The following is a 23,312-nucleotide window of genomic DNA, read 5'->3' as shown; positions in this document are numbered from 1 at the left end:
GGGCATGGGCGCCGCGGCAACCCGCCAGCAGATCGTGGATGCGGCCGACCGGCTCTTCTACACGCGCGGCTTCGACGCGACCTCCTTCGCCGACATCGCGGCCGAGGTCGGTCTGTCGCGCGGCAATTTCTATTACCATTTCAGGACGAAAGACGAGATCCTGCGGGCGGTGATCGCCCAGCGCCTGTCGCGGACCCGGGAGATGCTCGAGTCCTGGGACGCCGCGGCGGAGGCACCGCAGGACAGGCTGCGCCGCTTCATCGGCATCCTGTCGATGAACCGGGCGGCGATCCTGGCCCATGGCTGCCCCATCGGGACGCTGTGCGCCGAGCTCGCCAAGCTCGACCACCTGGCCCGCCCCGACGCCGCCGCGCTGTTCGCTCTGTTCCGGGACTGGATGACGCGGCAGTTCACGGCGCTGGGGTGCGGCGAGGCGGCGGAGGCCCTCTCCCTGCACCTGCTGATGCGCAGCCAGGGCATCGCGGCCCTGGCCCTCGCCTTCGGCGACGAGGAGTTCCTCCGTCGCGAGACGCTGGCGATGGAGCGCTGGCTGGAGGCGCAAGGCCCCGGGCCGCGGACGCCATCCGAAACCCCGCATCCGCATTGAGAGAGGGCCGGCCGATGTTCGTCGTCACGCTCCGCTTCGCCGCCAACCGGGCGAAGGCACCGCCATTGCTGGAGGGGCACCAGGCCTGGCTCCGCCAGGGCTTCGAGGACGGCGTGTTCCTGCTGGCCGGCAGCCTCCCCCCCGCCGCCGGCGGCGCCATCCTGGCGCACGGCCTCTCCCGGCCAGAGCTGGAGGCAAGGCTGCGGCAGGACCCCTTCGTCGCGGAGGGCGTCGTCGGCACCGAGATTCTCGAGATCGCGCCCGGCCGCACGGATGCGCGCCTCGCCTTCCTCCAGGCCTGAGCCGTGAGCGCCACGCTCCCCGGCCCGGACGGCCGCCCGCGCTGCCGCTGGTGCGCGGCGACGGCCGACTACATCGCCTATCACGACACGGAATGGGGCTTCCCCGTCGCCGACGACCGCCGGCTCTTCGAGAAGCTCTGCCTCGAGGGATTCCAGTCCGGGCTGAGCTGGCGCACCATCCTGGCCAAGCGGGAGAACTTCCGCGCCGCCTTCCACGGCTTCGAGATCGACCGGGTCGCGCGCTTCGGCGAGGCAGATGTGGAGCGGCTGCTGCAGGATGCGGGGATCGTGCGCCACCGCGGCAAGATCGCCTCGGTGGTCAACAATGCCCGGCGGGCGCAGGAGCTGATCGCGCGGGAGGGCTCCCTCGCCGCCTATGTCTGGCGCTTCGAGCCGGAAGCGCGCCAGGCCCCCTGGGGCGCCGCGACCTCCACCGCCTCGGTGGCCATGTCGAGGGACCTCAAGAAGCGCGGCTGGAGCTTCGTCGGCCCGACCACGGTGCACGCCTTCCTCCAGGCCATGGGCCTCATCAACGACCATGCCGAGGACTGCGTCATCCGCGCGGAAGCCGCCCAGGCGCGAGCCGCCTTCCGTCCCCCGAACTGATACGGGCATCGTCCGGCTGTTCCGGCGCTGGACCGGGAGGGGAGGCCGGCCTGCGGCATCGACGCCGTGCGTCGATCCCCGTCCCAGACCCTCCCCTGCCGGGCCACAAGCGGGCCCCGGTCCCCGCTGGGAGATGGCTCTACGCGGTGGGCGTCAGCCCGCAGGCTCAACCCTGACGGGGTGCGGACAGGCGGAACTCTGAAAGAAGCATCAGAGGGCGTCCGCGAATGCTGCGGCCGGTCCCGTCGAGGAGCATGGCTCCTCGGCGCTGTGACACCGTATCCGGCTGTCCCGCGGCAGCGCTGATCGGGTCCAGGGCCCGCAGGGTCCTGGCGGAGTGGGGGGTACGGGGGCGAGGCAGCGCCTTGCCCCCGGGGAACGGGTACCACGCCGGCTCGGACCAAGGAGCATCCCGCCGCCGGGATAGCTCATATCGTTATATTCCGAATTCGCAACAAAAAAGCGTAACGCGCCCTGGCGATCACACATGCCCCTCGGAAGAGCACGGCATGGGGCAGCACTAGAGTATATTGTGATATTTCAGAACCCGCCTTAGGCTGACGGTTGATCATGAACGATGCCCTGCGGAACGGCGTGGGCGGCGGGGAGGGCATGGTGCGGATCACCAAAATCGAGACGCTGCGGACGGAGGAGTTCGCCAACGTCCTGTGGGTGCGGGTCCACACGGATGCCGGGGTGGTCGGCCTGGGCGAGACCTTCTACGGCGCGGGCGCCGTCTCCGCCCATATCCACGACACGCTGGCGGGTCGGCTGCTGGGCAAGGACCCGCTGCGGATCGAGGCGCTGCACCGCGAGATGCTGAACCTGCCGATGGCGCAGTCCAGCACGGGGGTGGAGTACCGCGCGGCCTCCGCCATCGACATCGCGCTGTGGGACCTGTTCGGCAAGGTCTGCGGCCAGCCGGTGCACCAGATGCTGGGTGGGCTCTGCCGCGACAGGCAGCGCATCTACAACACCTGCGCCGGCTATCGCTACGTCCGTTCGCAGAACATCAAGCCCGTCTCCACCTGGAACCGCGATGCCGCGGCCGGTCCCTACGAGGACCTGGACGGCTTCATGAACCGCGCCGACGCGGTGGCGGAGAGCCTGCTGGAATCCGGCATCTCAGCGATGAAGATCTGGCCCTTCGACCCGGCCGCGATCGAGAATGACGGTCTCTTCATCTCCGCCGCGCAGATGAAGGCGGCGCTGGAGCCCTTCGAGAAGATCCGCAAGGCCGTGGGCGACCGCATGGAGATCATGCTGGAGATGCACTGCCTGTGGAACCTGCCGACGGCGATGCAGATCGCGCGCGCGGTGGAGCCCTACGGGCCGACCTGGTACGAGGACCCGATCCGCATGAACTCGCCCCAGGCGCTGGCGGAGTTCGCGCGCTCCACCGATGTCTGGGTCTGCGCCAGCGAGACGCTCGGCTCGCGCTACGCCTACAAGGACTACCTCGACCGCGATGCCACGCATGTGGTGATGGCCGACCTGTGCTGGACGGGCGGCCTGACGGAGGGGCGCAAGATCGCCGCCATGGCCGAGACCTACCACCGTCCCTTCGCGCCGCACGACTGCGTCGGCCCGGTCGGCTTCGTCGCCGGCATCCACGCCTCCTTCAGCCAGCCCAACACGCTGATCCAGGAATCGGTGCGCGCCTTCTACACCGGCTGGTACAAGGAGCTCGTCACGGAGATGCCGGTCATCAGGGACGGCTACGTCTATCCGATGGAGGCGCCGGGCCTCGGGCTCGACCTGCTGCCCGCCGTCTACGAGCGGCCCGACCTGACCATGCGCGTGTCGGAGGCCTGATCGCCATGCCCGGGCTCTTCGACCTCGCCGGCCGCACCGCCCTCGTCACCGGCTCCACCCGCGGCCTCGGCCGCGCCATGGCGGAGGGGCTGGCGACGGCCGGCGCCCGCGTGATCCTGAACGGCACCGATGCCGGGCGGCTGGCCGCGGCCGCCGCGGAGATGCGTGCCGCCGGCCACGACGTGCTGGAGGCGCCCTTCGACGTGACGGACGAGGCGGCCATCGTCGCCACCTTCGCGCGGCTCGACACGCAGGGCGTGGCGGTGGACATCCTGCTCAACAACGCCGGCATCCAGTTCCGCCGCCCGATGGTGGAGCTGGAGACCGCCGACTGGCGCCGGGTGATCGAGGTGAACCTGACCGCCGCCTTCGTCATCGGGCGCGAGGCCGGCAAGCGCATGGTCGCGCGCCAGCGCGGCAAGGTCATCAACATCGGCTCGCTGACCAGCGAGCTGGCCCGCGCCACGGTCGCGCCCTACACGGTGGCCAAGGGCGGCATCAAGATGCTGACCCGCGCCATGGCGGCGGAGTGGGGCCAGCACGGCGTGCAGGCCAATGCCATCGGCCCCGGCTACATGCTGACGGACATGAACGAGGCGCTGGTCAACGATCCCGCCTTCAACGGCTGGGTGGTCGGCCGCACCCCGGCGCGCCGCTGGGGCCGGCCGGAGGAGCTGGTCGGCACGGCGGTCTACCTCGCCTCCGCGGCCTCGGACTACGTGTCCGGCCAGATCATCTACGTGGACGGGGGCATGCTCTCCGTCCTCTGAGCCCCCGCTGCTCGACACCATACCTCCCGAGGATCGTCCCGATGACCAACGAACGCCTGTCCCGCCGCGCCACCCTGATGGCAGCCGCCGCCCTCGCCACGCCGGCCGCCGCCGCCGACTACCCCTCGCGCCCCGTGGAACTGGTCGTGCCGTCCTCCGCCGGCGGCGGCACGGACATCGTCGCCCGCGCCTTCGCCGACGTGGCCCGGAAGTACTTCCCGCAGCCCGTCATCGTGCTGAACCGCCCCGGGGCCAGCGGCGCCATCGGCATGGGCGAGGTGATGAACGCCCGTCCCGACGGCTACAAGCTGGGGATGCTGATCGTGGAGCTGCAGATCCTCCAGCTCATCGGTCAGGCACGCTTCGGCACGGACGACTTCCGCCTGATCGCCAAGCTGAACGGCGACCCGGCCGCCCTGCTGGTCCCGGTGAACGCGCCCTGGGCCACGATCGAGGAGTTCATCGCCGACGCGAAGAAGCGCCCGGGCAAGATCAGCGTGGGCAATTCCGGCGTCGGCTCGATCTGGCACCTCGGCGCCGCCGCGCTGGAGGAGAAGACGGGCACCGAGTTCCTGCACGTCCCCTATGCCGGCTCCGCCCCCGGGCTGCTGGCGCTGATCGGCGGGCATGTGGACTCGATGGTTGTCAGCCCCGGCGAGGCGACGGCCCATGTCCAGGGCGGCAAGCTGAGGATCCTGGCGGTGATGGCCGACCAGCGCCAGGCGGCCTTCCCCGACGCGCCGACCCTGAAGGAGCGCGGCATCGACCTCTCGCTCAGCAACTGGCGCGCAGTCGCCCTGCCCAAGGCCACGCCGCAGCCGGTGGTCGAGGCCGTCGCGGAGCTGACCCGCAAGGTCGCCGCTGACCCGGCCTTCCGCGAGGCGATCGGCCGCAGCAACCTCGGCTTCAGCTACATGGAGCCCGCGGAGTTCCAGGCGGCCATCCTGCAGGAGCGCGAGTTCTTCCGGCAGATCACGCGGAACCTGCAGCTGAACTGATACCGCCGGTGGGATGACCTGACCCGTGGTGCTGTGGTGTTCGGGCGTCGGCACTGGAAGGGGACGCCGGCCTGCGGCATCGACGCCGTGCGTCGATCCCCGTCCCGGACCCTCCCCTGACGGTGCGCGGACAGGCGGGACCCTAAAAAAGCTTAGAAGGCGTCAGCGAGAACGGACACCGTACCCGCCGAGGAGCATGGCTCCTCGGCGCTGTGACCCCGTATCAGGCTGTCCCGCGGCAGCGCCAAATGGGTCCAGGGCCCGCAGGGTCCTGGCGGAGTGGGGGTACGGGGGCGAGGCAGAGCCTTGCCCCCGGGCCACGGACGCACCCCGCGTCGGCACGGATCGAGGCATCCCGCCGTCCGTATGACCCTGCGCACCCGGTTGGCCCCCTGGCGGCTGCGGCATCGGCGCGCCCGGCCTCGGCGGAGGTGGCTGCGGGGGAGGCATCCTCCCCGGGGGGCGCACCCGCCGGCCGTCACCCGCGCAACGGCCGGATCTCGTCGCGCAGCGGCCGGCCGTCCTCGAAGTCGGAGAGGCTGCGAAGGGTCAGCGTGGCGATGTCACGCAGGGCCTCGCGGGTGAAGAAGGCCTGGTGCGAGGTGACGACGACGTTGGGGAAGGTCATCAGCCGCGCCAGCACCTCGTCGCTGATGATTTCGTTCGACAGGTCCTCGTAGAAGAAGTCGGCTTCCTGCTCGTAGACGTCGAGGGCGGCGCCGCCGATCCGTCCGGACTTCAGGCCACGGATCAAGGCCCGCGTGTCCACCAGCGCGCCGCGGCTGGTGTTGACGACCAGCACGCCGGGCTTGGCCTGGGCGATGGTCTCGGCATTGATGATGTGCCGCGTCTCGGGCGTCAGCGGGCAGTGCAGGGAGATCACGTCGCTGCGCGCCGCCAGCTCCGCCATGTCCACGTAGTGGACCCCGATCTCCTGCAGCGCGGCCTGGGGCTGGACGTCGCGGGCCAGCACCTCGCAGCCGAAGCCCAGCCGCATGATGCGGGCGAAGAGGGAGCCGATCTTGCCGGTCCCCACCACGCCGATGGTGCGGCCATGCATGTCGAAGCCGAGCAGCCCGTCCAGCGAGAAATTGCCGTCCCGCGTGCGCGAGTAGGCGCGGGGAAGGTGGCGGTTCAGCGCCATCAGCGTCGCGACGGCGAACTCCGCGACCGAATGGGGGGAGTAGGTGGTGGCGCGCACCACCGGCATGCCCAGCGCGGCCGCGGCGGCCAGGTCCACGTTGTTGAAGCCCGTGGAGCGCAGGGCGACGATCCGGGTGCCGGCGCGGTGCAGCGCCTCCAGCACCGGCCGGTCCAGCGTGTCGTTGACGAAGGCGCAGACGGCGGGGAAGCCCTCGGCCAGCCGGGTCGTCTCCAGGGTCAGGCGTGGCTCCAGGAAGGTCAGCTCATGCCCGAAGCCGGCATTGTGCTCCGTGAAGGAGCGGCGGTCGTAGGGCTTGGTGCTGAAGAAGGCGACGCGCATCCGGAAGCTCCTGTGCCGGGATGGGCTGGTCCTGTCGCGATGCCTGCCGGACCCTGCCGGTTGACGATCGGGCCGCCGCCATGCCCGGGCACCGCCGCGCGGAGGGCGGCCGAGCCGCCGAAGGCCCGGCTCTGCGGCGCCCCGGTCATGCGGCGCCAGGCATCAGCGTGCGGCGCGGCGGCGCGGGCGGGCCGGGGCGGGGGAGTCCGTCTCCGGGTCCGGCGCGGTGGCCGCGACCTCCGCCGCCGCTTCCTGCGCGGCCCGGGCGGGGCTCCCCGCCTCCGCCCGCCGGGCCGCGGCGGCGAAGATCTCCTCCACCGCCTGCAGGCGCGCCGCCGCGGCCTCCGTCAGCGGGCCGCCGGCCACCGCGACCTGGTGCATCCGGCGGGAGGTGGCGCGGATCACCTGGGCATCGGCGCCGTCCAGCAGGTGCGGCAGCGCGGCCAGCGCCGCCTCGGGATCCAGCAGGACCATGAAGAACTGCTCGCGCAGCCGCTCCTTCAGGTCCTCCAGCGAGAGGTTTTCGCCGGCGTTGCTGCGGATGCGCTTGAGCAGGCTGAAGCTGCGCTCGTCCGCCACCCGCTCCGCCAGGCCGATGTAGATGTAGGCGCGCAGCGCCGCCTCGCGCAGCCCGCCCTCGGCCAGCCGCGTGCGCAGCTCCGTCGCGCGCCGCTCCACGAAGTGCCGGTGGCCGGGGTCCTGGCCGGGCTTGGGCCGGGGCGTGGAATCATCGGCCGACAGCCCCATCAGCGCCTGCAGCAGCGGGTTGCCGTAGGTCTGCTTGAACACGGCCTCGGCCATGCCGTCGCGCACGTCGCGGTAGTGGTCCAGCGCCTCGACGATCTGCCGGGAGATCCTGCCCTGGATCTGCAGGAAGGGATTGTCCGGCCCGACCGGCTGGCGGTTCTCCCGCACCTGCTCCGCCACCTGCGCGACCACGCGCAGGAAGGGGTTGTGGTCGGAGAACATCTCGAAGCTGATGCGCAGCGGGTGCATCCGGCGCAGCCACTCCGCCGTGGCCTCGTTGCTCCAGGCCAGGACGGCCGGCTGCAGGAAGGTGCGGTAGAGGCCCAGGTTGGCGCGCGACACCTGGGCGACGGTGGCGAAGCGGCGCTCGTCCTCCGGGTCCTCGGCGATGATGGCGCGGACGTCGTCCAGGTCGCGGGCGGCGAAGCGGGAGATGTGGTCGCCGGTCACCAGGTCGGCGCGCGGCATCTCCGGATCGGTGTTGCGGATCTCCGCCTCGTAGAGGCCGGGCGGCAGCACGTCGATCAGGTCGATGTTGGTCGCGAACTGCTCGTGCTCCTTCCGCGCCACGGCGGCGGAGACGAAGATGCCCAGGTGGCCGATGCTGTCGTGCACGGCGTAGACGATGGTCTGGCCGGTGGCGCGGATGTCGTCGACGCTGCCGTAGAGGTCGGTGATCCAGCCCAGCGCCTGCGGCGGCGGGGTGATGTTGTCGCCGCGCGAGCAGAACACGATGATCGGCGAGCGGATGTTGCGCAGGTCGATGCGCGTGCCGTCCGACATGGTGAGCTCGGCCGTCGAGAGCCGGTTGCCGACGAAGAGGTTGTCGACGATGTACTGCATCTCCGCGGCGTTGAGCAGCACGTGGCTGCCCCACCACTTCTCGAAGCCGAGGTAGCGCGGGCCTTCGGTGTCGATCCGCGAGTAGAGGTTGTACTGCTTCGTCCACCAGGTGTTGGCGGGGTCGAGGCCCTCGAAGTTCTCGACCAGGTAGGCGCCGTCGAACAGCCCGTGGCCGAGGTCCCCGGCCAGCGCGGTCATCCAGCTGCCGCCCAGCAGGCCGCCGCTGTAGCGCATGGGATTGCGCCCGGACCAGCCGGCCCAGTAGGAGAGGGGGGCGCCGGCGATCAGGATCGGGCCGAACACCTCCGGCCGGATGGCCGCGGCCATCATGATCTGCCAGCCGGCCTGGCAGTTGCCGATCACCACGGGCTTGCCGTCCGCGTCGTCGTGCTGCCGGCACACATGCTCGACGAAGCGCGTCTCGGCGACGACCACGTCCTCGACGGTCTGCCCCGGCACGGGATAGGGCAGGAAGCCGATGAAGTAGCAGGGATGGCCGGCGCGCAGGGCGACGCCGATCTCGCTGTCCGCCTTGAAGCCGCCGATGCCGGGGCCGTGCCCGGCGCGCGGGTCGACCACGATGAAGGGGCGCTTCAGCGGGTCCACCTCCACCCCCGCCGGCGGGGTGATGCGCAGCAGGCCGTAATTGACCGGGCGCTCGAACTGCCGCCCGTCCAGCACCACCTCGCTGCCGAAGCTCAGGACGTTGGGCGCCTGCTTGGCCATGTGCTCGTGGTACTGGTTGCCGCGCTGGCGCATCACGTCGAGGGTGAGGATCCCCCGCTGCCAGGCATCGAGCGCATAGGAGACGCCCTGGCTCCAGGCCACGAAGCCCGGCCAGCCGAGCAGGCCGTGCTTCAGCGGATCAGTCATCTGCAAGACTCCGGTGCCGACAGGTCATGTTGCGATGCAACATAGGCGCGCTGCGCGCCGAGTCCACCAAAGAGGGTGTGACGGTGCCATCGCACCCAGCCTAGGCCCAGGCGGAAGCGGCCGTCACGCCTCGCCCGGGGCAGGGCGGGCGAGGGGGTGGTGGGCCTCCACCACCGCGCGCAGCCGCTCCTCCATGACCTTCGTGTAGATCTGGGTCGTTGCGATGTCGGCATGGCCGAGCAGGAGTTGCAGGCTGCGCAGGTCCGCCCCCCGGGCCAGCAAGTGCGAGGCGAAGGAATGCCGCAGCACATGGGGGGAAACCCGGCCCGGCTCCAGCCCGGCGGCCAGGGCGGCATCGTGCAGCATGGCGTTCAGCGCCTGGCGCGTCAGGTGCCCCGAGGCGCCGTGGGAGGGGAAGAGCCAGCGCGAGGCGCCCGGCTTCGCCTCCGTCCGCGCCGCCCGCAGCGCCGCCCGGGCGCGCGGCCCGATGGGGACCAGCCGCTCCTTGCCGCCCTTGCCGCGCACCACCACCAGCGGCGCCTGGTCGTTCAGCGCCGAGACGGGCAGGGTGACCAACTCGCTCGCCCGCAGCCCGGAACCGTAGAGCAGCTCGCAGATGGCGGCGGCCAGCGGGCCGCGGCGGGGCAGGGTGGCCGCCGACTCGATCAGCCGGGCCACCTCCTCCTCGCGCAGCGCCCTGGGCAGGGAGCGGGGCAGGCGCGGCGTGTCCAGCCCCTCCGAGGGGTCGTCGGCCCGCCGGCCCTCCCGCGCGAGGAAGCGGTAGTACTGGCGCAGCGCGGAGAGGCGCCGGGCCGCCGTGCGCGGGGAGAGGCCGGCGGCCGTCAGCCCGCCCAGGTAGCTGCGCAGCGTGGCCTCGCCCGCACCGGCGAGGGTCTCCCCGCGCGCGCGGGCATGGGCGGCCAGGTCCTCCAGGTCGGACTGGTAGGCGGCGAGGGTGTTGCGTGCCGCCCCCCGCTCGGCGGCGAGCATCTCCAGGAAGGCTTCCAGGCCGGCCTCCATGCCAGGCCTCCCGCGCTCAGCGCGTGCCGAAGCGCTCCGCGGGGATGGTGCGCTCGACCGGCTGCGGGGTCACCGAGGGCGGGAAGGCGCCGATCGCGAGCAGGCCCAGGAGGAGGAGGCCCACGACAACGGTCAGGATCAGCATCAGCGGGTGACGGAACATGGAGTGGCGCTGGGTCCTCGCGTGCAGGCGCGGCCGTGCTAGCCTTGCGCACCGTGTCACGCAACCTTGGCCTCCTCCTCGATCCCCAGCCCGCCCCGGCGCCCCCCGGCGCCGCCCCGGCCGGCGCCAGCCTGGTGCGCCCCGTCCCGGCGCGCCCGGCCCCGGCCCACGACCCCGACCAGCCCGGCGGCAGCGTGGTGCTGGTGGGCCTGCCGGGGGTGGGGAAATCCTCGATCGGCCGGCGCCTCGCCGCCCGGATGGGCCTGCCCTTCCTCGATGCCGATGCGGAGATCGAGGCGGCGGCGGGCATGCCGATCGCGGAAATCTTCGCCCGCTACGGCGAGGCACATTTCCGTGATGGCGAGCGCCGGGTGATCGCCCGCATCCTCTCGGGGCCCCCGGTGGTCCTGGCCACGGGCGGCGGCGCCTTCGTGGAGCCGCGGACCCGGCAGGCGATCCGCACCCTGGGCGCCACCTCCGTCTGGATGCGCTGCCGCCTGCCGGTGCTGGTCAAGCGCATCTCGGGCCGGGAGCACCGCCCCCTGTTCCATGGCCGCGACGTGATGGAGGTGCTGAACGACCTGTCCCGGCGCCGCAACCCGCTCTACGCCGAGGCGGACCTCGTCATCGACTGCACGGATGACAGCCCGGACGAGATGACCTCCCGGCTGGAGGACCTGCTCGCCGCCCACCACCCGCCGGCCCGCCTGAGGGTCGGGCTGGCCGAGCGGGCCTATGACGTGGTGATCGGCGACGGGCTGCTGCACCGGGCCGGCGGGCTGATCGCCGCCTCGCTGCCCTCCCGCCGGGTGGCGGTGGTCTCGGACGCGGCGGTGGCGGCGCTGCACGGCCCCTCCCTGCGCGCCGGGCTGGAGGAGGCGGGGTTCGACATCCGGGCGGAGATCGCCGTGCCGCCGGGAGAGGGCTCCAAGAGCCTCGCCTCGCTGGGGGACGTGCTGGACGGGCTGCTGGCCGGGGGCGCCGACCGGCGCATGGCGGTGCTCGCCCTGGGCGGCGGGGTGGTGGGCGACCTGGCAGGCTTCGCGGCCGCCGTGGCGCTGCGCGGCCTGCCCTTCGTGCAGGTGCCGACGACCCTGCTGGCCCAGGTGGACAGCTCGGTCGGCGGCAAGACGGGGATCAACCTCGCGGCCGGCAAGAACCTCGCCGGCGCCTTCCACCAGCCGCGCATCGTGCTGGCCGATACCGGCACCCTGGCCAGCCTGCCGCCGCGCGAGCTGCGGGCGGGCTGGGCGGAGGTCGCCAAGCACGGCCTCCTCCAGGGGCCGCTCTGGTCCTGGTGCGTGGCGAACGGCCCCGCCGCGGTCGCCGGCGACGCGGAGGCGCTGCGCCACGCCGTGCTGGAATCCTGCCGCCTGAAGGCCGGGGTGGTCGCGGCGGACGAGCGCGAGGAGGAGGCGGAGGGCGGCCGCGCCCTGCTGAACCTGGGCCACACCTTCGGCCATGCGCTGGAGGCCGAGTGCGGCTACGACGGCGTGCTGCTGCATGGCGAGGGGGTGGCGCTGGGGCTGGTGCTGGCCGCGAAGCTCTCCGCCCGGCTGGGCCATTGCGACCCGGCGCTGGCCGGGGAGGTCGCGGCGCACCTGGCCTCCGTCGGGCTGCCGGCGCGGATCGCCGATCTGGGCAGGAGCTTCTCGGCCGCCGCCCTGCTGGGGCGGATGCGCAAGGACAAGAAGGTGCGCGACGGCGCCCTGCGCTTCATCCTGCTGCGCGCCCCGGGCGAGGCCTTCACCGACGCCACCGTGCCGCCGGAGGTGGTGGAGATCCTGCTGCGCGAGGAGGGCTGCGCGCCCTGATGCGGCGGGGCGGGCTTCCCCTGCCCCGCTGACGGCCCCATATCTGCCGCACCGCAACAGGAGGCTGCCGCCCCATGCCCCTTCCGGCGCCCGCCGAACGGAGCCTGCTGCACCGCCGGGACATCGCGCTGCGCGGCTACCAGCGGTCGGACAGGCTGTTCGACATCGAGGCCCATCTCACCGACACCAAGACCTATGCCTTCGGCAACCTCGACCGCGGCACCATCGAGCCCGGCGAGCCGCTGCATGGCATGTGGATCCGCCTGACCGTGGACGAGGACATGGTGATCGTGGCCTGCGAGGCGGCGACCGACTTCTCGCCCTATTCCATCTGCCCCCAGGCGGCACCGAACTTCGCCCGGCTAGCCGGGGTGCGCATCGGGCCCGGCTTCAACCGGGCGGTGAAGGAACGGGTCGGCGGGGTGCTGGGCTGCACCCATCTGCGCGAGGTGCTGGCGCAGATGGCCACCGTCGCCTTCCAGACCCTCTACCCCGTCCGCCGGCAGCGGGAGCGCGAAGCAGCCGAGAACGGCCGGAACCTGCGCGAGGGCAACCCGATGATCGGCACCTGCTACGCCTATGCCCCGGACAGTCCCGTGGTGCGGATGCGCTGGCCGGAGCCGCGAACATTGGGGGAATCGGAGCTGGGAACGACCACGGCGGCAGAGCAGCAGGTGGTGGCGGAGGCCGGCGGCCGGACCGGCTGAGGCGTGGCGCCGACCCCCGGTGGGACAGGCGGACCCTTCCCCTGGCCACGGGCCCGAAGCAGGGGGGCGGCGCGGCCTCATACCGACGGCTGGGTGTGGCCCGCCGCGCTGTCGTGTTCCGGCGGCGGCACCGGGAGGGGACGCCGTCCCCTCCCAGACCCTCCCCTGCCGGGGCCACAAGCGGGCCCCGGACCCCGCTGGGAGTCTGGTGCTTTCGGGGGGTGTCAGCCTGCGGGCTGAACCCTGACGGAGCGCGGACAGGCGGGACTCTGAGAAAGTGTCATAGGCGTCAGCGAGAGCGGCGGCCGGTCCCGCCGAGGAGCATGGCTCCTCGGCGCCGCGACCCCGTATCAGGCTGTCCCGCGGCAGCGCCGATCGGGTCCAGGGCCCGCAGGGTCCTGGCGGAGTGGGGGTACGGGGGCGAGGCAGCGCCTTGCCCCCGGGCCACGGGCGCCACGCCGGCGGACGTCAACGCATCACGCCGTCCGTATCAGGCTTCTTCGGGCGTCCGAGCCTCGATGGCCAGGGCGTGCATTCCGTCGGCGAATTCTCCCGCCAAGGCGGCGTTCACAGCCCGCTGCCGCGCCACGCGCGATTGTCCTGCGAAGTCCGGCCAGACCACCCGCACGGCGTAGTGGGTCTCGCCTTCCGGGCGGGCTCCCGCATGGCCCGCGTGCCGGGCGCTGTCGTCGCGCACCGCGATCGTGGCGCCGGGGAAGGCGGCGGCCAGCGCCGCATGGAGACGATCGGCGCGTCGGGAAGGGGTCATGCAAGGGTTTTTCCCATGCGTATCCGTCACCTGTGAAGCCCCGGGTTATGCCTTGCCGGCCGGAGGCTTGGCGCCCATAAGGGGCGGACCATGGCCCGCCGCGGCGCAACATCCCCCACCCCGCCTCCGCGCGGAAGCAGCAGCTTCCGTCCCTGCGAAGCTCCCGGCTGCGAGGCTGCCGGCGAGTTCCGCGCCCCTCGTGATCGCTCCCGCCTGCGCGACTACTACCATTTCTGCCTGGAGCATGTCCGCGCCTACAACCAGGCGTGGGACTTCTACAAAGGCATGACGCCCGACGAGATCGAGCAGCACCTGAAGGAAGACAACGGCTGGCAGCGGCCGACCTGGCCGCTCGGCCGGCTCGGCACCCAGGGCAAGTTCGATCCGGCCTTCCTGAAAGACCCGCTGGGCCTCTTCGCCGACGCCAAGCCGGCGCCGCGCAAGTCCGCCACCAAGGCCCCGGCCGAACTCCGCGCCGCGCTGGACGTTCTGGGCCTGGGCTGGCCGCTGGACGAGGAGGCGTTGCGCGAGCGCTGGAAGGAACTGGCGAAGCGCTACCACCCGGATGCGAACGGCGGTGACAAGTCGGCCGAGGAGCGTCTGAAGGACGTCAACCGCGCCTACAGCCTGCTGCGCAAGCGCCTGGCGACGATGGCGCAGCCGGTCGCCAGCGCCGCCGCCTGACACGCAAGAGAGAGACGGGAAGAGTCGCCCGATGAGCAGCAGGATCACCCTGGCCGAGAACCGCCCCGAGATGCCGGACCTGCGCCTGAAGGTGCGCGAGACCTTCGGCATCGACAGCGACATGGAGGTGCCGGCCTTCTCCTCCGCCACCGAGCACGTGCCGGACGTCGACAGCACCTACCGCTTCGACAAGGACACGACGCTGGCCATCCTGGCGGGCTTCGCCTTCAACCGGCGCGTGATGGTCCAGGGCTATCACGGCACGGGCAAGTCCACCCATATCGAGCAGGTGGCGGCGCGGCTGAACTGGCCCTGCCTGCGCGTCAACCTGGACAGCCACATCAGCCGCATCGACCTGATCGGCAAGGACGCCATCGTCCTGAAGGACGGCAAGCAGATCACGGAGTTCCGCGAGGGCATCCTGCCCTGGGCGCTGCAGCACCCCTGCGCCATGGTGTTCGACGAGTACGACGCGGGCCGCCCGGACGTGATGTTCGTGATCCAGCGCGTCCTCGAGGTTGAGGGCCGGCTGACCCTGCTCGACCAGAACCGCGTGATCCGGCCGCACCCGGCCTTCCGCCTCTTCGCGACCGCCAACACGGTGGGCCTGGGCGACACGACGGGCCTGTATCACGGCACGCAGCAGATCAACCAGGGCCAGATGGACCGCTGGAACATCGTGGCGACGCTCAACTACCTGCCGCACAAGCAGGAGAGCGAGATCGTCATGGCCAAGCTGGGCGTTGACTCGAAGGACGAGAAGGGCCGCAAGCAGATCGAGGCGATGGTGTCGCTCGCCGACCTCACCCGCGCGGGCTTCATCGCGGGCGACATCTCCACCGTGATGTCCCCGCGCACCGTCATCACCTGGGCCGAGAACGCGAAGATCTTCGGCGATGTCGGCTTCGCCTTCCGCCTCTCCTTCCTCAACAAGTGCGACGAGGCGGAGCGCGGCACGGTGGCCGAGTACTACCAGCGCTGCTTCAACGAGGAGATCCCGACGGGTCTCTACGTGAAGGGCTGATCGCGCCATGGCGGCGCGGTTCCTGCTGCACCACGCCCCGAAGACCCGCTCCCTCGGCAGCCTTTGGCTGCTGGAGGAGGCGGGGGCGGACTATGACCTCCACTGGCACGACACCGCCGCCGGCACGCACCGGCGCCCCGACTACCTGGCGGTGAATCCCGCCGGGAAGCTGCCGGCGCTGGTGGATCGCGGCCCCGCCGGGGACTGGGCGGGCGTGGTGGTGACGGAGGCCGCGGCCATCGCCGCCTATCTCGCCGATGCCCTGCCGGAGGCCGCGCTGGCCCCGCCGGTGGGCGACCCGGCCCGCGCCGCCTATGCCACCTGGATGGCCTATGGCCCCGGCGTGCTGGAGCCGGCGCTCGCGGACCGCGCCTGGCCGCGCGCCGGCGAGCCACCGGCCACCGCGATCGGCTGGCCCTCCTTCGAGAAGGCGGCGCAGCGGGTCGAGGCGGCGCTGGAGCGCAGCCCCTGGCTGCTGGGCGAGCGCTTCAGCGCAGCGGACGTCACCGTCGGCGGGCTGCTGGCCTGGATCACGCAATGGGGGATCTGGTCCCCCACCCCCAACGTCACGCGCTACGTCGCGGCCCTCGACGCCCGCCCGGCGCGGCAGGCGGCCTATCGCAAGGGAGCGGCCCCGGCATGAGCGGCCACAAGGACCAGACCCGGCAGGAGGAGTTCAAGCGCGCCACGGCCGGCGCCGTGCGTGCCATCGCGCGGAACCAGGAGGTGCAGGTCGCCTTCCAGCCCGGTCCCTCCGGCCTGACCGGCAAGCGCGCGCGCCTGCCCCTGCCCACCCGCGCCCTGCCGCCCGCCGAGATGGCGCGGCTGCGCGGGGCGGCGGATTCCGTGGCGCTGAAGCTGCGCCACCATGACGAGGCGACGCACGCCGCCCGCACCCCGCCCCGCCGCGATGCGCGCGAGGTGTTCGACGCGCTGGAGCAGGCGCGGGTGGAGGCGGTGGGCAGCCGGACCATGGCCGGCGTCGCCGCCAACCTGCGCGCCCGGCTGAGCGAGCAGGCGGAGGCCGAGGGCTACGACCGCATGACCCGCAAGGACCAGCTGCCGCTCTCCGCGGCGCTGTCCCTGCTGGCGCGCGAGCGGCTGACCGGCGAGGCCCCGCCGAAGGCCGCGCGCCGGGTGCTCGACCTGTGGCGCGACACGCTGGGCGAGAAGGCCGAGGCCGCGCTGGACGAGATGGCCGGCGCGTCCGAGAGCCAGGACAGCTTCGCCCGCGCCGCGCGCAAGCTGCTGACCGCGCTGGACCTGGCGGAGGCCGAGGTCGAGGCGGAGAGCAGCGAGGACAGCGAGCAGGGCGAGGAAGGCTCCCAGTCCGGCCAGCCGCAGGACAATTCCGGCGAGGGCGAGGCGCAGGCCCAGGATGCGGAGAGCATTCTCGGCGCCCAGCCGGAGCAGGCCCAGGGCGAGGCCGCCGAGGAGGAGGGCGAGGGCGAGGAGGAGGACGGCGCCGCGGCCGAGGGCGAGGACCGCCCCGGCGGGCCGCAGCAGCGCAAGGAGGTCCCGGCCTCCGACGACGCCTCCGTCTACCGCGCCTATACCCGCCGGTTCGACGAGGAGGTCGGGGCGGAGGATCTCTGCGACGCCGACGAGCTGGCGCGGCTGCGCCAGCAGCTCGACCAGCAGCTCTCCCACCTGCAGGGCGTCGTGTCGAAGCTGGCCAACCGCCTGCAGCGCCGGCTGCTGGCGCAGCAGCAGCGCGCCTGGGAGTTCGACCTGGAGGAGGGCGTGCTGGACGTGGCGCGCCTGGCCCGCATCGTCGCCAACCCGAACCACTCCCTCTCCTACAAGCACGAGCGGGAGGCGGATTTCCGCGACACCGTCGTCAGCCTGCTGATCGACAATTCCGGCTCGATGCGCGGCCGGCCGATCACGGTGGCCGCCATGTGCTGCGACATCCTGGCGCGCACGCTGGAGCGCTGCGCCGTCAAGACGGAGATCCTGGGCTTCACCACCCGCGCCTGGAAGGGCGGGCAGAGCCGCGAGCGCTGGGTGCAGGACGGCAAGCCGCGCAACCCGGGGCGCCTGAACGACCTGCGCCACGTCGTCTACAAGGCGGCCGATTCGCCCTGGCGCCGGGCGCGCAAGAACCTCGGGCTGATGCTGCGCGAGGGGCTGCTGAAGGAGAACATCGACGGCGAGGCGCTGGACTGGGCCTATCGCCGCCTGCTCGCCCGGCCGGAGCACCGCCGCATCCTGATGGTGATCTCGGACGGCGCGCCGGTGGACGACAGCACCCTGTCGGTGAACCCGGGCAACTACCTGGAGCGCCACCTGCGCAAGGTGATCGGCGAGATCGAGGGGCGCGAGGCGGTGGAGCTGATCGCCATCGGCATCGGCCACGACGTCACCCGCTACTACCGCCGCGCCGTGACCATCGTGGATGCCGAGGAGCTGGGCGGCACCATGATGAAGAAGCTCGCCGAGTTGTTCGACGAGGATGCCGCCGCCGCCTACCAGCGCGCCGCCGCCGAGCGCGCGCCGGTGCTGGTGTGACGCGGGCCGTTTAGCGCCTTCCTTGCGGCGTCGCATGCGTGGGATGCTCCGGGAGAGGCGCTGCCTCTCCCGGACCCTTTCCGCCAGGGGCACGGGCTACCTCCGGACCCCGGCGGACGGCGGCTCCGTGGGCCGACCGCCGGCCCGTAGGCCGGGCCCGGAAAAAGCCCCGACGCCAATCCAGAACCAAAGGCCGCATGCGTTGAGGCCGCAGTCGCCGGGGGACCCGGCTCCCCGGCGTGCCGACGCGTCCGTGAACGGGGGGCCAGGGACTCTGCTCCTGGCGGAGAGGGGGGTATCGGGGGGAAAGGCGGCGCCTTTCCCCCCGGGCCACCTCCCCCCTGCATGATCCGCCGCCGCTCCCTCCTCGCCCTGGCCGGACTCGCGGGCTGCGCGACCCAGCGCCCGCTCTCCCGCCCCGTGCCCCTGCCGGACGGGCCGCTGCCCGAAGGCGGCGAGCGGGTGCTGGGCGTGCTGGAGCTGGACGGGTCGGCCCTGGGCGGGGACGGGCTGTCGGGGCTGCGGGTCGAGGCGCCGCCGGACGGGCCGCCGCGTCTCTGGGCGATCGGCGACCGCGGCTCCTGGAGCACGGCGCGGCTGCGGCTGGACGCGCGCGGCGTGCCGCTGGCGCTGGAGGAGGCGCGGACCGGCCGGCTGCACGACACCCATGGGCAGGAGCTGCGGCCGATGTACCAGGCGGATGCCGAGAGCCTGGCGCGGCTGCCGGGGGGCGGGTGGCTGGTGGGCTTCGAGCGCTGGCACCGCATCTGGCGCTACCGCGACCTGGACGGCCCCGCCGAGGCGACGGGCCCGCTGCCGGGGCTGGAGGAGGCGCCGCTGAACGGCGGGCTGGAATCGCTGGCGGTGCTGGCGGACGGGCGCTGGCTGGCGCTGGCGGAATGGCTGCCGGTGGCGGGCGATCCCGGGCTGCGGGCGGGATGGCTGGGTCGGCCGGGCGACTGGCTGCGGCTGTCCTACCGGCCGCAGCCGGGCTTCGACCCCAGCGATGCCTGCGCGCTGCCCGATGGCGGGGCGCTGGTGCTGGAGCGCCGCTTCGCCTGGACCGAGGGGCTGAGCGGCCGGCTGGCCCATGTGCCGGCGGCGGCGCTGGCGGCCGCCCGCCCCGGCAGCGTGCTGGAGGGGCGGACGGTGATGCGTCTGGTCCCCCCCTTGCCGACCGACAACTGGGAGGGCGTGGGGGTGTTCCGGCATCGCGACCGGCTGCTGGCGGCCATCGTCTCGGACGACAATGCCAATCCCATCCAGCGCTCGCTGCTGATGGTGGTCTCGCTGGACGGGCTGGGCGGCTGATCGGGCGCGTGACGAGTCGGCGGCCGGCGGCTATCAAGGCCTGACATGGATCTGCCACCGACAGTGGGCGCTGCGACGCCGGATGCGACGATGCCGTTCATCGTCACGCGTCCGGCGGAACAGACCATGCCGCTGGTCTTCGCCTCGCCCCATTCCGGGCGGGACTACCCCGAGGATCTGCTCTCCCGCAGCCGGCTCGACCCGCTGACCCTGCGCCTGTCCGAGGACGGCTTCGTAGACGAGCTGTTCGGCGATGCGCCCGCCTTCGGGGCGCCGCTGCTGGCCGCGACCTTCCCGCGCGTCTACTGCGACGCGAACCGCGAGGCCTGGGAGCTGGATCCGGCCATGTTCGACGGGCCGCTGCCGGACTGGGTCAACACCGCCTCGCCGCGGGTGGGGGCGGGGCTGGGCACCATCGCGCGCGTCGTCACCACGGGGGAGCCGGTCTATGCGATCCGGCTCAGCTTCGCCGAGGCGGCGGATCGTGTGCGCCGGCTGTGGCAGCCCTATCACGAGGCCCTGGCCGGCCTGATCGCGGAGACGCGGGAGCGGTTCGGCTGCTGCCTGCTGGTGGATTGCCACTCCATGCCGTCCGGCTTGCCGGGGGCGACGAAGGTGGACTTCATCCTGGGCGATGCGCACGGCACCGCCTGCGCCCCGCGGGCGACGCGGCTGGTGGAGAGCGCGCTGAGCGACCGCGGCTACCGGGTCCGGCGCAACGATCCCTATGCCGGCGGCTATGTCACGCGCCATTACGGCCGCCCGCGCGAGGGCGTGCACGCCTTGCAGATCGAGGTGGCGCGCGGGCTCTACATGGATGAGCGGATGGTCCGGCCACTGCCGGAGATGGCGCGGCTGCACCAGGAGATCGGACTGTTCCTGGGACGGCTGACGGAGACGGACTGGAGCTTTCTGCGGCCCTGAGCCGCTGGCCCGCCGGGTTGGGCAGCGGGCAAAAAGAAAGGCGGTGCCAGAGGCACCGCCGAGTTTAGGGAGGAAACGTCCAAGAAAGGCAGACAACCCGGCAAGGCCGTGTTGCTGCGATGCACAAGATAGGTGATGGACCCTGTCCTGCCAAGCCTTTTATCGCACTGCACCATGCCGCACGGGCAGGTCTGTGCCGCGACAGGCGCGGGGTTCCTGGCTGACGCCAGCCTCGGCCGGTACATCCTTGCTAATCCTTGAAAAGAATCCGGCTCGTTGCTGGGCGGCCCCGTCCCGCCCAGCGGCTGGCACGCGCCTCGCTCCTTCCGGCCCATGGGCCGATTCCTGCTTCTCCTGCTTCTGGCGCTGCCGGTCACCGCCCGGGCGAATGGCCCGGGAGGCCTGCCCTCGCCCTCCGCGCTCTGCCGCGCCGCCATCGCTGCGGCGGAGCGGGAATACGGCCTGCCGGCCGGCCTGCTGGCGGCCATCGGGCGGGTGGAATCCGGCCGCCGCGATCCGGCGACGGGGGAGACCGGCCCCTGGCCCTGGACGATGAACGCGGAGGGGCGCGGCAAATTCTTCCCCGGCAAGGCGGAAGCGGTTGCCGAGGTGCGGCAGCTTCGGGCCGGAGGGATGCGGCTGATCGACGTGGGCTGCATGCAGATCAACCTGCACCATCACCCCAATGCCTTCGCCAGCCTGGAGGAGGCCTTCGACCCCCTGGCCAATGCCCGCTATGCCGCGCGCTTCCTGAAGGAACTGCAGTCCACCCGCAACGACTGGATGCAGGCGGCGGCCAACTACCACAGCAACACGCCCGAGCGCGCCGCCGCCTATCGCGCGGCGGTGGCGGCCGCCCTGCCGCAGGCGCAGCGCGAGGCGGGCAGCGCCCCTGCCTGGAACCCTGCCTGGCGGGCCCCGGCCGTCATGGCGGCCCCGGCCTTCGCCGGCTCCCCCTTCGGCGGCTCCCGCTCCAATGGCGGCGGGATGGTGGCGACGGTGACGCGCAGCCTGCCGGCCGGGGAGGGGGGCCGGGGGCGCGGCCTGGAGGCCTATCGCAGCCTGCCGATTCCGCTGGCGGTGCGCGCCCCGGTGCGCGGCGCCCCGGGATAGGGTGGGAAGCGCGGAGGGGGCTGTGGGAGGGAAGCCTAGCCATGGCGGCGCCGCTGCGGGTAGCTTGCGGCCCCCGCACCCCCCACCAGGACGTCGCCCGCCACCATGGACAATGCCGCCCCCGCGCGTGAGGAGACTGCCGCGGCGATCGACCTGAAGCAGCACATCCGCGCCGTGCCGGATTTCCCCAAGCCGGGGATCCTGTTCTACGACATCTCCACCCTGCTGCGGCACGGCCCTGCCTGGCGCGAGGCAGTGACCCGGCTCGGGCGGACGGTGCGCCCCTATGCCCCGACGGTGCTGGCGGGCATCGAGAGCCGCGGCTTCCTGGTCGCCGCCCCCCTGGCGCTGGAGCTGGGCCTGGGCTTCGTCATGTTGCGGAAGCGGAACAAGCTGCCGGGCCTGACCGTCGCGCTCGACTACGCGCTGGAATACGGCACGGACCGGCTGGAGATCCAGGCGGATGCGGTGAAGCCGGGCGACCGGGTGGTGGTCCTGGACGACCTGCTCGCCACCGGCGGCACCATGGCGGCCAGCGTCCGGTTGCTGCGCTCCGTCGGCGCCGAGGTGCCGGCCATCGCCACGTTGATCGAGCTGACCTTCCTCAAGGGCCGCGACCGGCTGGACGTGCCGGCCGAGACCCTGGTGGCCTACGACCGGTGAGCGCGGCGGGCGGACCGGCCGGCCGCGGCGCCCCTGGGGACGGCCCGGCGGCCGCCACGATCCTGCCCCTTCCGCGACGGACGCTGCGCCCATGAGTCTCCACGAGGCCAGGGCACCGGCGGGGCACTCCGGTAGGAAGCCGTTCCGTGCGCCCATCCTGGCCTGAGCTGCGCCGCCGCGCGCTGCTGCCGCTGCCCTTCCTGGCGGGCATCGGCCGGGCAGAGGCCGCCGGGTCGCCGGCCGTGCTGGCCCCGGGGCCCGAGGACGGGGCCACCATGCGCTGGGCCCATCGCCTCGTCCGCCGGGTCGGGCGCGTGATGCCCGGCCTGCCGCCGCCGGTCCTGCGTGCCGTCGGCGGCCCGGACGGCGTGACCGCCGCCAACCGCTTCATCGCCGGTGATGCCGAGGACGGGCACCTGCTGCTTGCCCTGGCCGGGCCGGCGCTGCTGCCCTGGCTCTCCGGCTCTCCCCGGGCGAGCTATGATCCGGCGGCCTGGCTGCCGGTCTGCCTGTCCTGGCGCGGCGCGATGGTGGCGGGCCGCGGCCCCCTGCCGGCACCCGGCCAGCCCCGCGCGCCGATTCGCGTGCCGCTCTCGGGACCGGAAACCACCGAGGCGGGCGTCCTCCTGGCCCTGGAGACGATCGGCCTGCCGGCGGAGCCCGCCGTCGCCTCCGTGGCGGCCAGCCCCTGGCCGCCGGAGGAGGCCTTCGCCCAGGGCGAGGTGGATGCGGTGCTGCTGACGGGCCCCGGCGCCGTGGCCCAGGCGCAGGCCCTGGGCGCGACGCCCTGGTTCGGCTTCGGGCAGGCGGGCGAGGCCGTCCGGCCCTATGCCGCCATTCCCGCCCTCGACCCGGCCCGCCAGAGGGCGGTTCTGGCCGTCATCGGCACCGCCCAGCTGCACGCCGCGCTGATCCTGCCGCGCCTGACCTCCAGCGACATGGTCGCGGCCTGGCGACAGGCCGGGCAGCGCTGGCGCGACGGCGAGCGCGCCGAGAGCGCCGAGGCGGAGGGCGAGCCGCTTGCCGACGTCGCCGCCGTGGCCGCCCTCGCCAGCCTGACCCCCCCGCCCGAGGCGGTGCTGGCCTGGCGGAGCTGGCTGTCGCGTCGCCTGGGGTGGCGCCCCGCCTGATCGCCGCGGATCAACCGGGCCCCGCCTCCTGCCGCCCACCGGCCAGCCGGGCCAGGCGCGTGGCGGCGGCCGCGTTCGCCTCGGCCTCGATGGCGCGATATTCCCGCACCACCGCCTCTCCCAGCGCTGTCAGCCGTGCTCCGCCGCCGCCGTTCCCGCCGGCCGTGGCTTCCAGCACCGGCCGGCCCAGGCTGCGGTTCAGGTCCTCCACCAGCTCCCAGGCCCGCCGGTAGGACATCCGCAGGGCGCGCCCGGCCGCCGCGATCGAGCCGCTGCGTCCGATCTCCTCCAGCAGCGTGACCTTGCCGGGGCCGATCCGCACGCCCCCGCCCAGATCGAGGCGGATGCTCAGATGCGGGGGCTGGCTGGCGGCTCCCGGCGCGGAGGGCTTGCGTCGCGGCATGGCGCGGCGACCCATCCCATGCGGCCCGGCCC

Annotated in this window: 23 protein-coding genes; 17 read left to right on the top strand and 6 right to left on the bottom strand. The window is 73.0% G+C overall.

Features of this window, described 5'->3' with window-relative positions; all coding sequences use genetic code 11:
- Positions 1–4 precede the first annotated feature (4 nt).
- From LPC08_RS19680 to LPC08_RS19655, 6 genes are all read left to right on the top strand, one after another.
- Positions 5–607 carry a TetR/AcrR family transcriptional regulator gene (locus LPC08_RS19680; protein ID WP_230449930.1) on the top strand — a complete coding sequence of 201 codons (603 nt, stop codon included), beginning with the start codon at positions 5–7 and terminating at the stop codon, positions 605–607.
- Between the two features lie 14 nt (positions 608–621).
- Positions 622–909, top strand: a complete 288-nt coding sequence (locus tag LPC08_RS19675) for a YciI family protein (RefSeq protein ID WP_230449929.1) — start codon at positions 622–624, stop codon at positions 907–909.
- 3 nt (positions 910–912) lie between these two features.
- The gene (locus LPC08_RS19670; protein ID WP_255702287.1) at positions 913–1,515 is read left to right on the top strand and encodes a DNA-3-methyladenine glycosylase I; all 603 of its coding nucleotides are present in this window, start codon (positions 913–915) and stop codon (positions 1,513–1,515) included.
- A 570-nt stretch (positions 1,516–2,085) separates the two neighbouring features.
- Entirely contained in the window at positions 2,086–3,330 is a 1,245-nt protein-coding gene (locus LPC08_RS19665) for a mandelate racemase/muconate lactonizing enzyme family protein (protein WP_230449928.1), read from the top strand.
- A 5-nt stretch (positions 3,331–3,335) separates the two neighbouring features.
- Positions 3,336–4,100 carry an SDR family oxidoreductase gene (locus LPC08_RS19660; RefSeq protein WP_230449927.1) on the top strand — a complete coding sequence of 255 codons (765 nt, stop codon included), beginning with the start codon at positions 3,336–3,338 and terminating at the stop codon, positions 4,098–4,100.
- Positions 4,101–4,141: 41 nt separating this feature from the next.
- Complete coding sequence (locus tag LPC08_RS19655; protein ID WP_230449926.1) at positions 4,142–5,098, top strand: tripartite tricarboxylate transporter substrate binding protein; 957 nt, start codon at positions 4,142–4,144, stop codon at positions 5,096–5,098.
- A gap of 478 nt (positions 5,099–5,576) precedes the next feature.
- Here the strand turns inward: LPC08_RS19655 and LPC08_RS19650 are convergent, their stop codons facing one another.
- From LPC08_RS19650 to LPC08_RS19635, 4 genes are all read right to left on the bottom strand, one after another.
- On the bottom strand, positions 5,577–6,581 hold the full coding sequence (locus LPC08_RS19650) for a 2-hydroxyacid dehydrogenase (protein ID WP_230449925.1): 1,005 nt from the start codon (positions 6,579–6,581) through the stop codon (positions 5,577–5,579).
- 162 nt (positions 6,582–6,743) lie between these two features.
- Positions 6,744–9,044, bottom strand: coding sequence for a DUF3141 domain-containing protein (locus LPC08_RS19645; RefSeq protein ID WP_230449924.1), 2,301 nt, complete (start codon positions 9,042–9,044; stop codon positions 6,744–6,746).
- 123 nt (positions 9,045–9,167) lie between these two features.
- Positions 9,168–10,064 carry a tyrosine recombinase gene (locus LPC08_RS19640; RefSeq protein ID WP_230449923.1) on the bottom strand — a complete coding sequence of 299 codons (897 nt, stop codon included), beginning with the start codon at positions 10,062–10,064 and terminating at the stop codon, positions 9,168–9,170.
- Positions 10,065–10,080: 16 nt separating this feature from the next.
- Positions 10,081–10,227 carry a hypothetical protein gene (locus tag LPC08_RS19635; protein WP_230449922.1) on the bottom strand — a complete coding sequence of 49 codons (147 nt, stop codon included), beginning with the start codon at positions 10,225–10,227 and terminating at the stop codon, positions 10,081–10,083.
- Positions 10,228–10,280: 53 nt separating this feature from the next.
- Here LPC08_RS19635 and aroB point away from each other — a divergent pair, with 53 nt between their 5' ends.
- Both aroB and LPC08_RS19625 read left to right on the top strand, forming a co-directional pair.
- Entirely contained in the window at positions 10,281–12,041 is a 1,761-nt protein-coding gene (gene aroB / locus LPC08_RS19630; RefSeq protein ID WP_230449921.1) for a 3-dehydroquinate synthase, read from the top strand.
- Positions 12,042–12,115: 74 nt separating this feature from the next.
- Positions 12,116–12,748 (top strand): DUF2889 domain-containing protein, encoded by a 633-nt coding sequence (locus LPC08_RS19625; protein ID WP_230449920.1) that lies wholly within the window; start codon positions 12,116–12,118, stop codon positions 12,746–12,748.
- 490 nt (positions 12,749–13,238) lie between these two features.
- Here LPC08_RS19625 and LPC08_RS19620 read toward each other — a convergent pair whose 3' ends face one another.
- Positions 13,239–13,517 (bottom strand): BolA family protein, encoded by a 279-nt coding sequence (locus LPC08_RS19620; protein WP_230449919.1) that lies wholly within the window; start codon positions 13,515–13,517, stop codon positions 13,239–13,241.
- 90 nt (positions 13,518–13,607) lie between these two features.
- Here LPC08_RS19620 and LPC08_RS19615 point away from each other — a divergent pair, with 90 nt between their 5' ends.
- The 9 genes from LPC08_RS19615 to LPC08_RS19575 all read left to right on the top strand — a co-directional run bounded on the left by LPC08_RS19615 (position 13,608) and on the right by LPC08_RS19575 (position 22,877).
- A complete protein-coding gene (locus LPC08_RS19615; protein ID WP_230449918.1) occupies positions 13,608–14,201 on the top strand; it encodes a J domain-containing protein in 594 nt (197 codons plus the stop codon).
- A 31-nt stretch (positions 14,202–14,232) separates the two neighbouring features.
- On the top strand, positions 14,233–15,225 hold the full coding sequence (gene cobS / locus LPC08_RS19610) for a cobaltochelatase subunit CobS (RefSeq protein ID WP_230449917.1): 993 nt from the start codon (positions 14,233–14,235) through the stop codon (positions 15,223–15,225).
- A gap of 7 nt (positions 15,226–15,232) precedes the next feature.
- Complete coding sequence (locus LPC08_RS19605; RefSeq protein ID WP_230449916.1) at positions 15,233–15,868, top strand: glutathione S-transferase family protein; 636 nt, start codon at positions 15,233–15,235, stop codon at positions 15,866–15,868.
- The gene (gene cobT / locus LPC08_RS19600) at positions 15,865–17,736 is read left to right on the top strand and encodes a cobaltochelatase subunit CobT (RefSeq protein WP_230449915.1); all 1,872 of its coding nucleotides are present in this window, start codon (positions 15,865–15,867) and stop codon (positions 17,734–17,736) included. Before LPC08_RS19605 ends, cobT begins: the two co-directional genes overlap by 4 nt.
- A 345-nt stretch (positions 17,737–18,081) precedes the next feature.
- Entirely contained in the window at positions 18,082–19,047 is a 966-nt protein-coding gene (locus tag LPC08_RS19595) for an esterase-like activity of phytase family protein (protein ID WP_230449914.1), read from the top strand.
- A 90-nt stretch (positions 19,048–19,137) separates the two neighbouring features.
- Positions 19,138–19,971: an N-formylglutamate amidohydrolase gene (locus tag LPC08_RS19590; protein ID WP_370643259.1), complete on the top strand. Its 834-nt coding sequence runs from the start codon at positions 19,138–19,140 to the stop codon at positions 19,969–19,971.
- 333 nt (positions 19,972–20,304) lie between these two features.
- Positions 20,305–21,084: a transglycosylase SLT domain-containing protein gene (locus tag LPC08_RS19585; RefSeq protein WP_230449912.1), complete on the top strand. Its 780-nt coding sequence runs from the start codon at positions 20,305–20,307 to the stop codon at positions 21,082–21,084.
- A gap of 147 nt (positions 21,085–21,231) precedes the next feature.
- Positions 21,232–21,747, top strand: a complete 516-nt coding sequence (locus tag LPC08_RS19580) for an adenine phosphoribosyltransferase (protein WP_230453117.1) — start codon at positions 21,232–21,234, stop codon at positions 21,745–21,747.
- 146 nt (positions 21,748–21,893) lie between these two features.
- Positions 21,894–22,877, top strand: coding sequence for a hypothetical protein (locus LPC08_RS19575; RefSeq protein WP_230449911.1), 984 nt, complete (start codon positions 21,894–21,896; stop codon positions 22,875–22,877).
- Between the two features lie 10 nt (positions 22,878–22,887).
- On the opposite strand, the gene LPC08_RS19570 is transcribed toward LPC08_RS19575, so the two are convergent.
- Positions 22,888–23,280, bottom strand: a complete 393-nt coding sequence (locus LPC08_RS19570) for a winged helix-turn-helix domain-containing protein (protein WP_230449910.1) — start codon at positions 23,278–23,280, stop codon at positions 22,888–22,890.
- Positions 23,281–23,312 lie beyond the last annotated feature (32 nt).

Source organism: Roseomonas sp. OT10 (assembly GCF_020991085.1).
GTDB lineage: Bacteria > Pseudomonadota > Alphaproteobacteria > Acetobacterales > Acetobacteraceae > Roseomonas > Roseomonas cutis.
Note: the sequence above shows the minus strand (reverse complement) of the source record. Positions and strands in the feature narration are given on the sequence as shown.

Bases quoted from the DNA above. Each gene is read 5' to 3' on its own strand.
- LPC08_RS19680 (WP_230449930.1), top strand. From the start codon at position 5: ATGGGCGCCGCGGCAACCCGCCAGCAGATCGTGGATGCGGCCGACCGG.
- LPC08_RS19675 (WP_230449929.1), top strand. From the start codon at position 622: ATGTTCGTCGTCACGCTCCGCTTCGCCGCCAACCGGGCGAAGGCACCG.
- LPC08_RS19665 (WP_230449928.1), top strand. From the start codon at position 2,086: ATGAACGATGCCCTGCGGAACGGCGTGGGCGGCGGGGAGGGCATGGTG.
- LPC08_RS19660 (WP_230449927.1), top strand. From the start codon at position 3,336: ATGCCCGGGCTCTTCGACCTCGCCGGCCGCACCGCCCTCGTCACCGGC.
- LPC08_RS19655 (WP_230449926.1), top strand. From the start codon at position 4,142: ATGACCAACGAACGCCTGTCCCGCCGCGCCACCCTGATGGCAGCCGCC.
- LPC08_RS19650 (WP_230449925.1), bottom strand. From the start codon at position 6,581: ATGCGCGTCGCCTTCTTCAGCACCAAGCCCTACGACCGCCGCTCCTTC.
- LPC08_RS19645 (WP_230449924.1), bottom strand. From the start codon at position 9,044: ATGACTGATCCGCTGAAGCACGGCCTGCTCGGCTGGCCGGGCTTCGTG.
- LPC08_RS19640 (WP_230449923.1), bottom strand. From the start codon at position 10,064: ATGGAGGCCGGCCTGGAAGCCTTCCTGGAGATGCTCGCCGCCGAGCGG.
- LPC08_RS19635 (WP_230449922.1), bottom strand. From the start codon at position 10,227: ATGTTCCGTCACCCGCTGATGCTGATCCTGACCGTTGTCGTGGGCCTC.
- LPC08_RS19625 (WP_230449920.1), top strand. From the start codon at position 12,116: ATGCCCCTTCCGGCGCCCGCCGAACGGAGCCTGCTGCACCGCCGGGAC.
- LPC08_RS19620 (WP_230449919.1), bottom strand. From the start codon at position 13,517: ATGACCCCTTCCCGACGCGCCGATCGTCTCCATGCGGCGCTGGCCGCC.
- LPC08_RS19615 (WP_230449918.1), top strand. From the start codon at position 13,608: ATGGCCCGCCGCGGCGCAACATCCCCCACCCCGCCTCCGCGCGGAAGC.
- cobS (WP_230449917.1), top strand. From the start codon at position 14,233: ATGAGCAGCAGGATCACCCTGGCCGAGAACCGCCCCGAGATGCCGGAC.
- LPC08_RS19605 (WP_230449916.1), top strand. From the start codon at position 15,233: ATGGCGGCGCGGTTCCTGCTGCACCACGCCCCGAAGACCCGCTCCCTC.
- cobT (WP_230449915.1), top strand. From the start codon at position 15,865: ATGAGCGGCCACAAGGACCAGACCCGGCAGGAGGAGTTCAAGCGCGCC.
- LPC08_RS19595 (WP_230449914.1), top strand. From the start codon at position 18,082: ATGATCCGCCGCCGCTCCCTCCTCGCCCTGGCCGGACTCGCGGGCTGC.
- LPC08_RS19590 (WP_370643259.1), top strand. From the start codon at position 19,138: ATGCCGTTCATCGTCACGCGTCCGGCGGAACAGACCATGCCGCTGGTC.
- LPC08_RS19585 (WP_230449912.1), top strand. From the start codon at position 20,305: ATGGGCCGATTCCTGCTTCTCCTGCTTCTGGCGCTGCCGGTCACCGCC.
- LPC08_RS19570 (WP_230449910.1), bottom strand. From the start codon at position 23,280: ATGCCGCGACGCAAGCCCTCCGCGCCGGGAGCCGCCAGCCAGCCCCCG.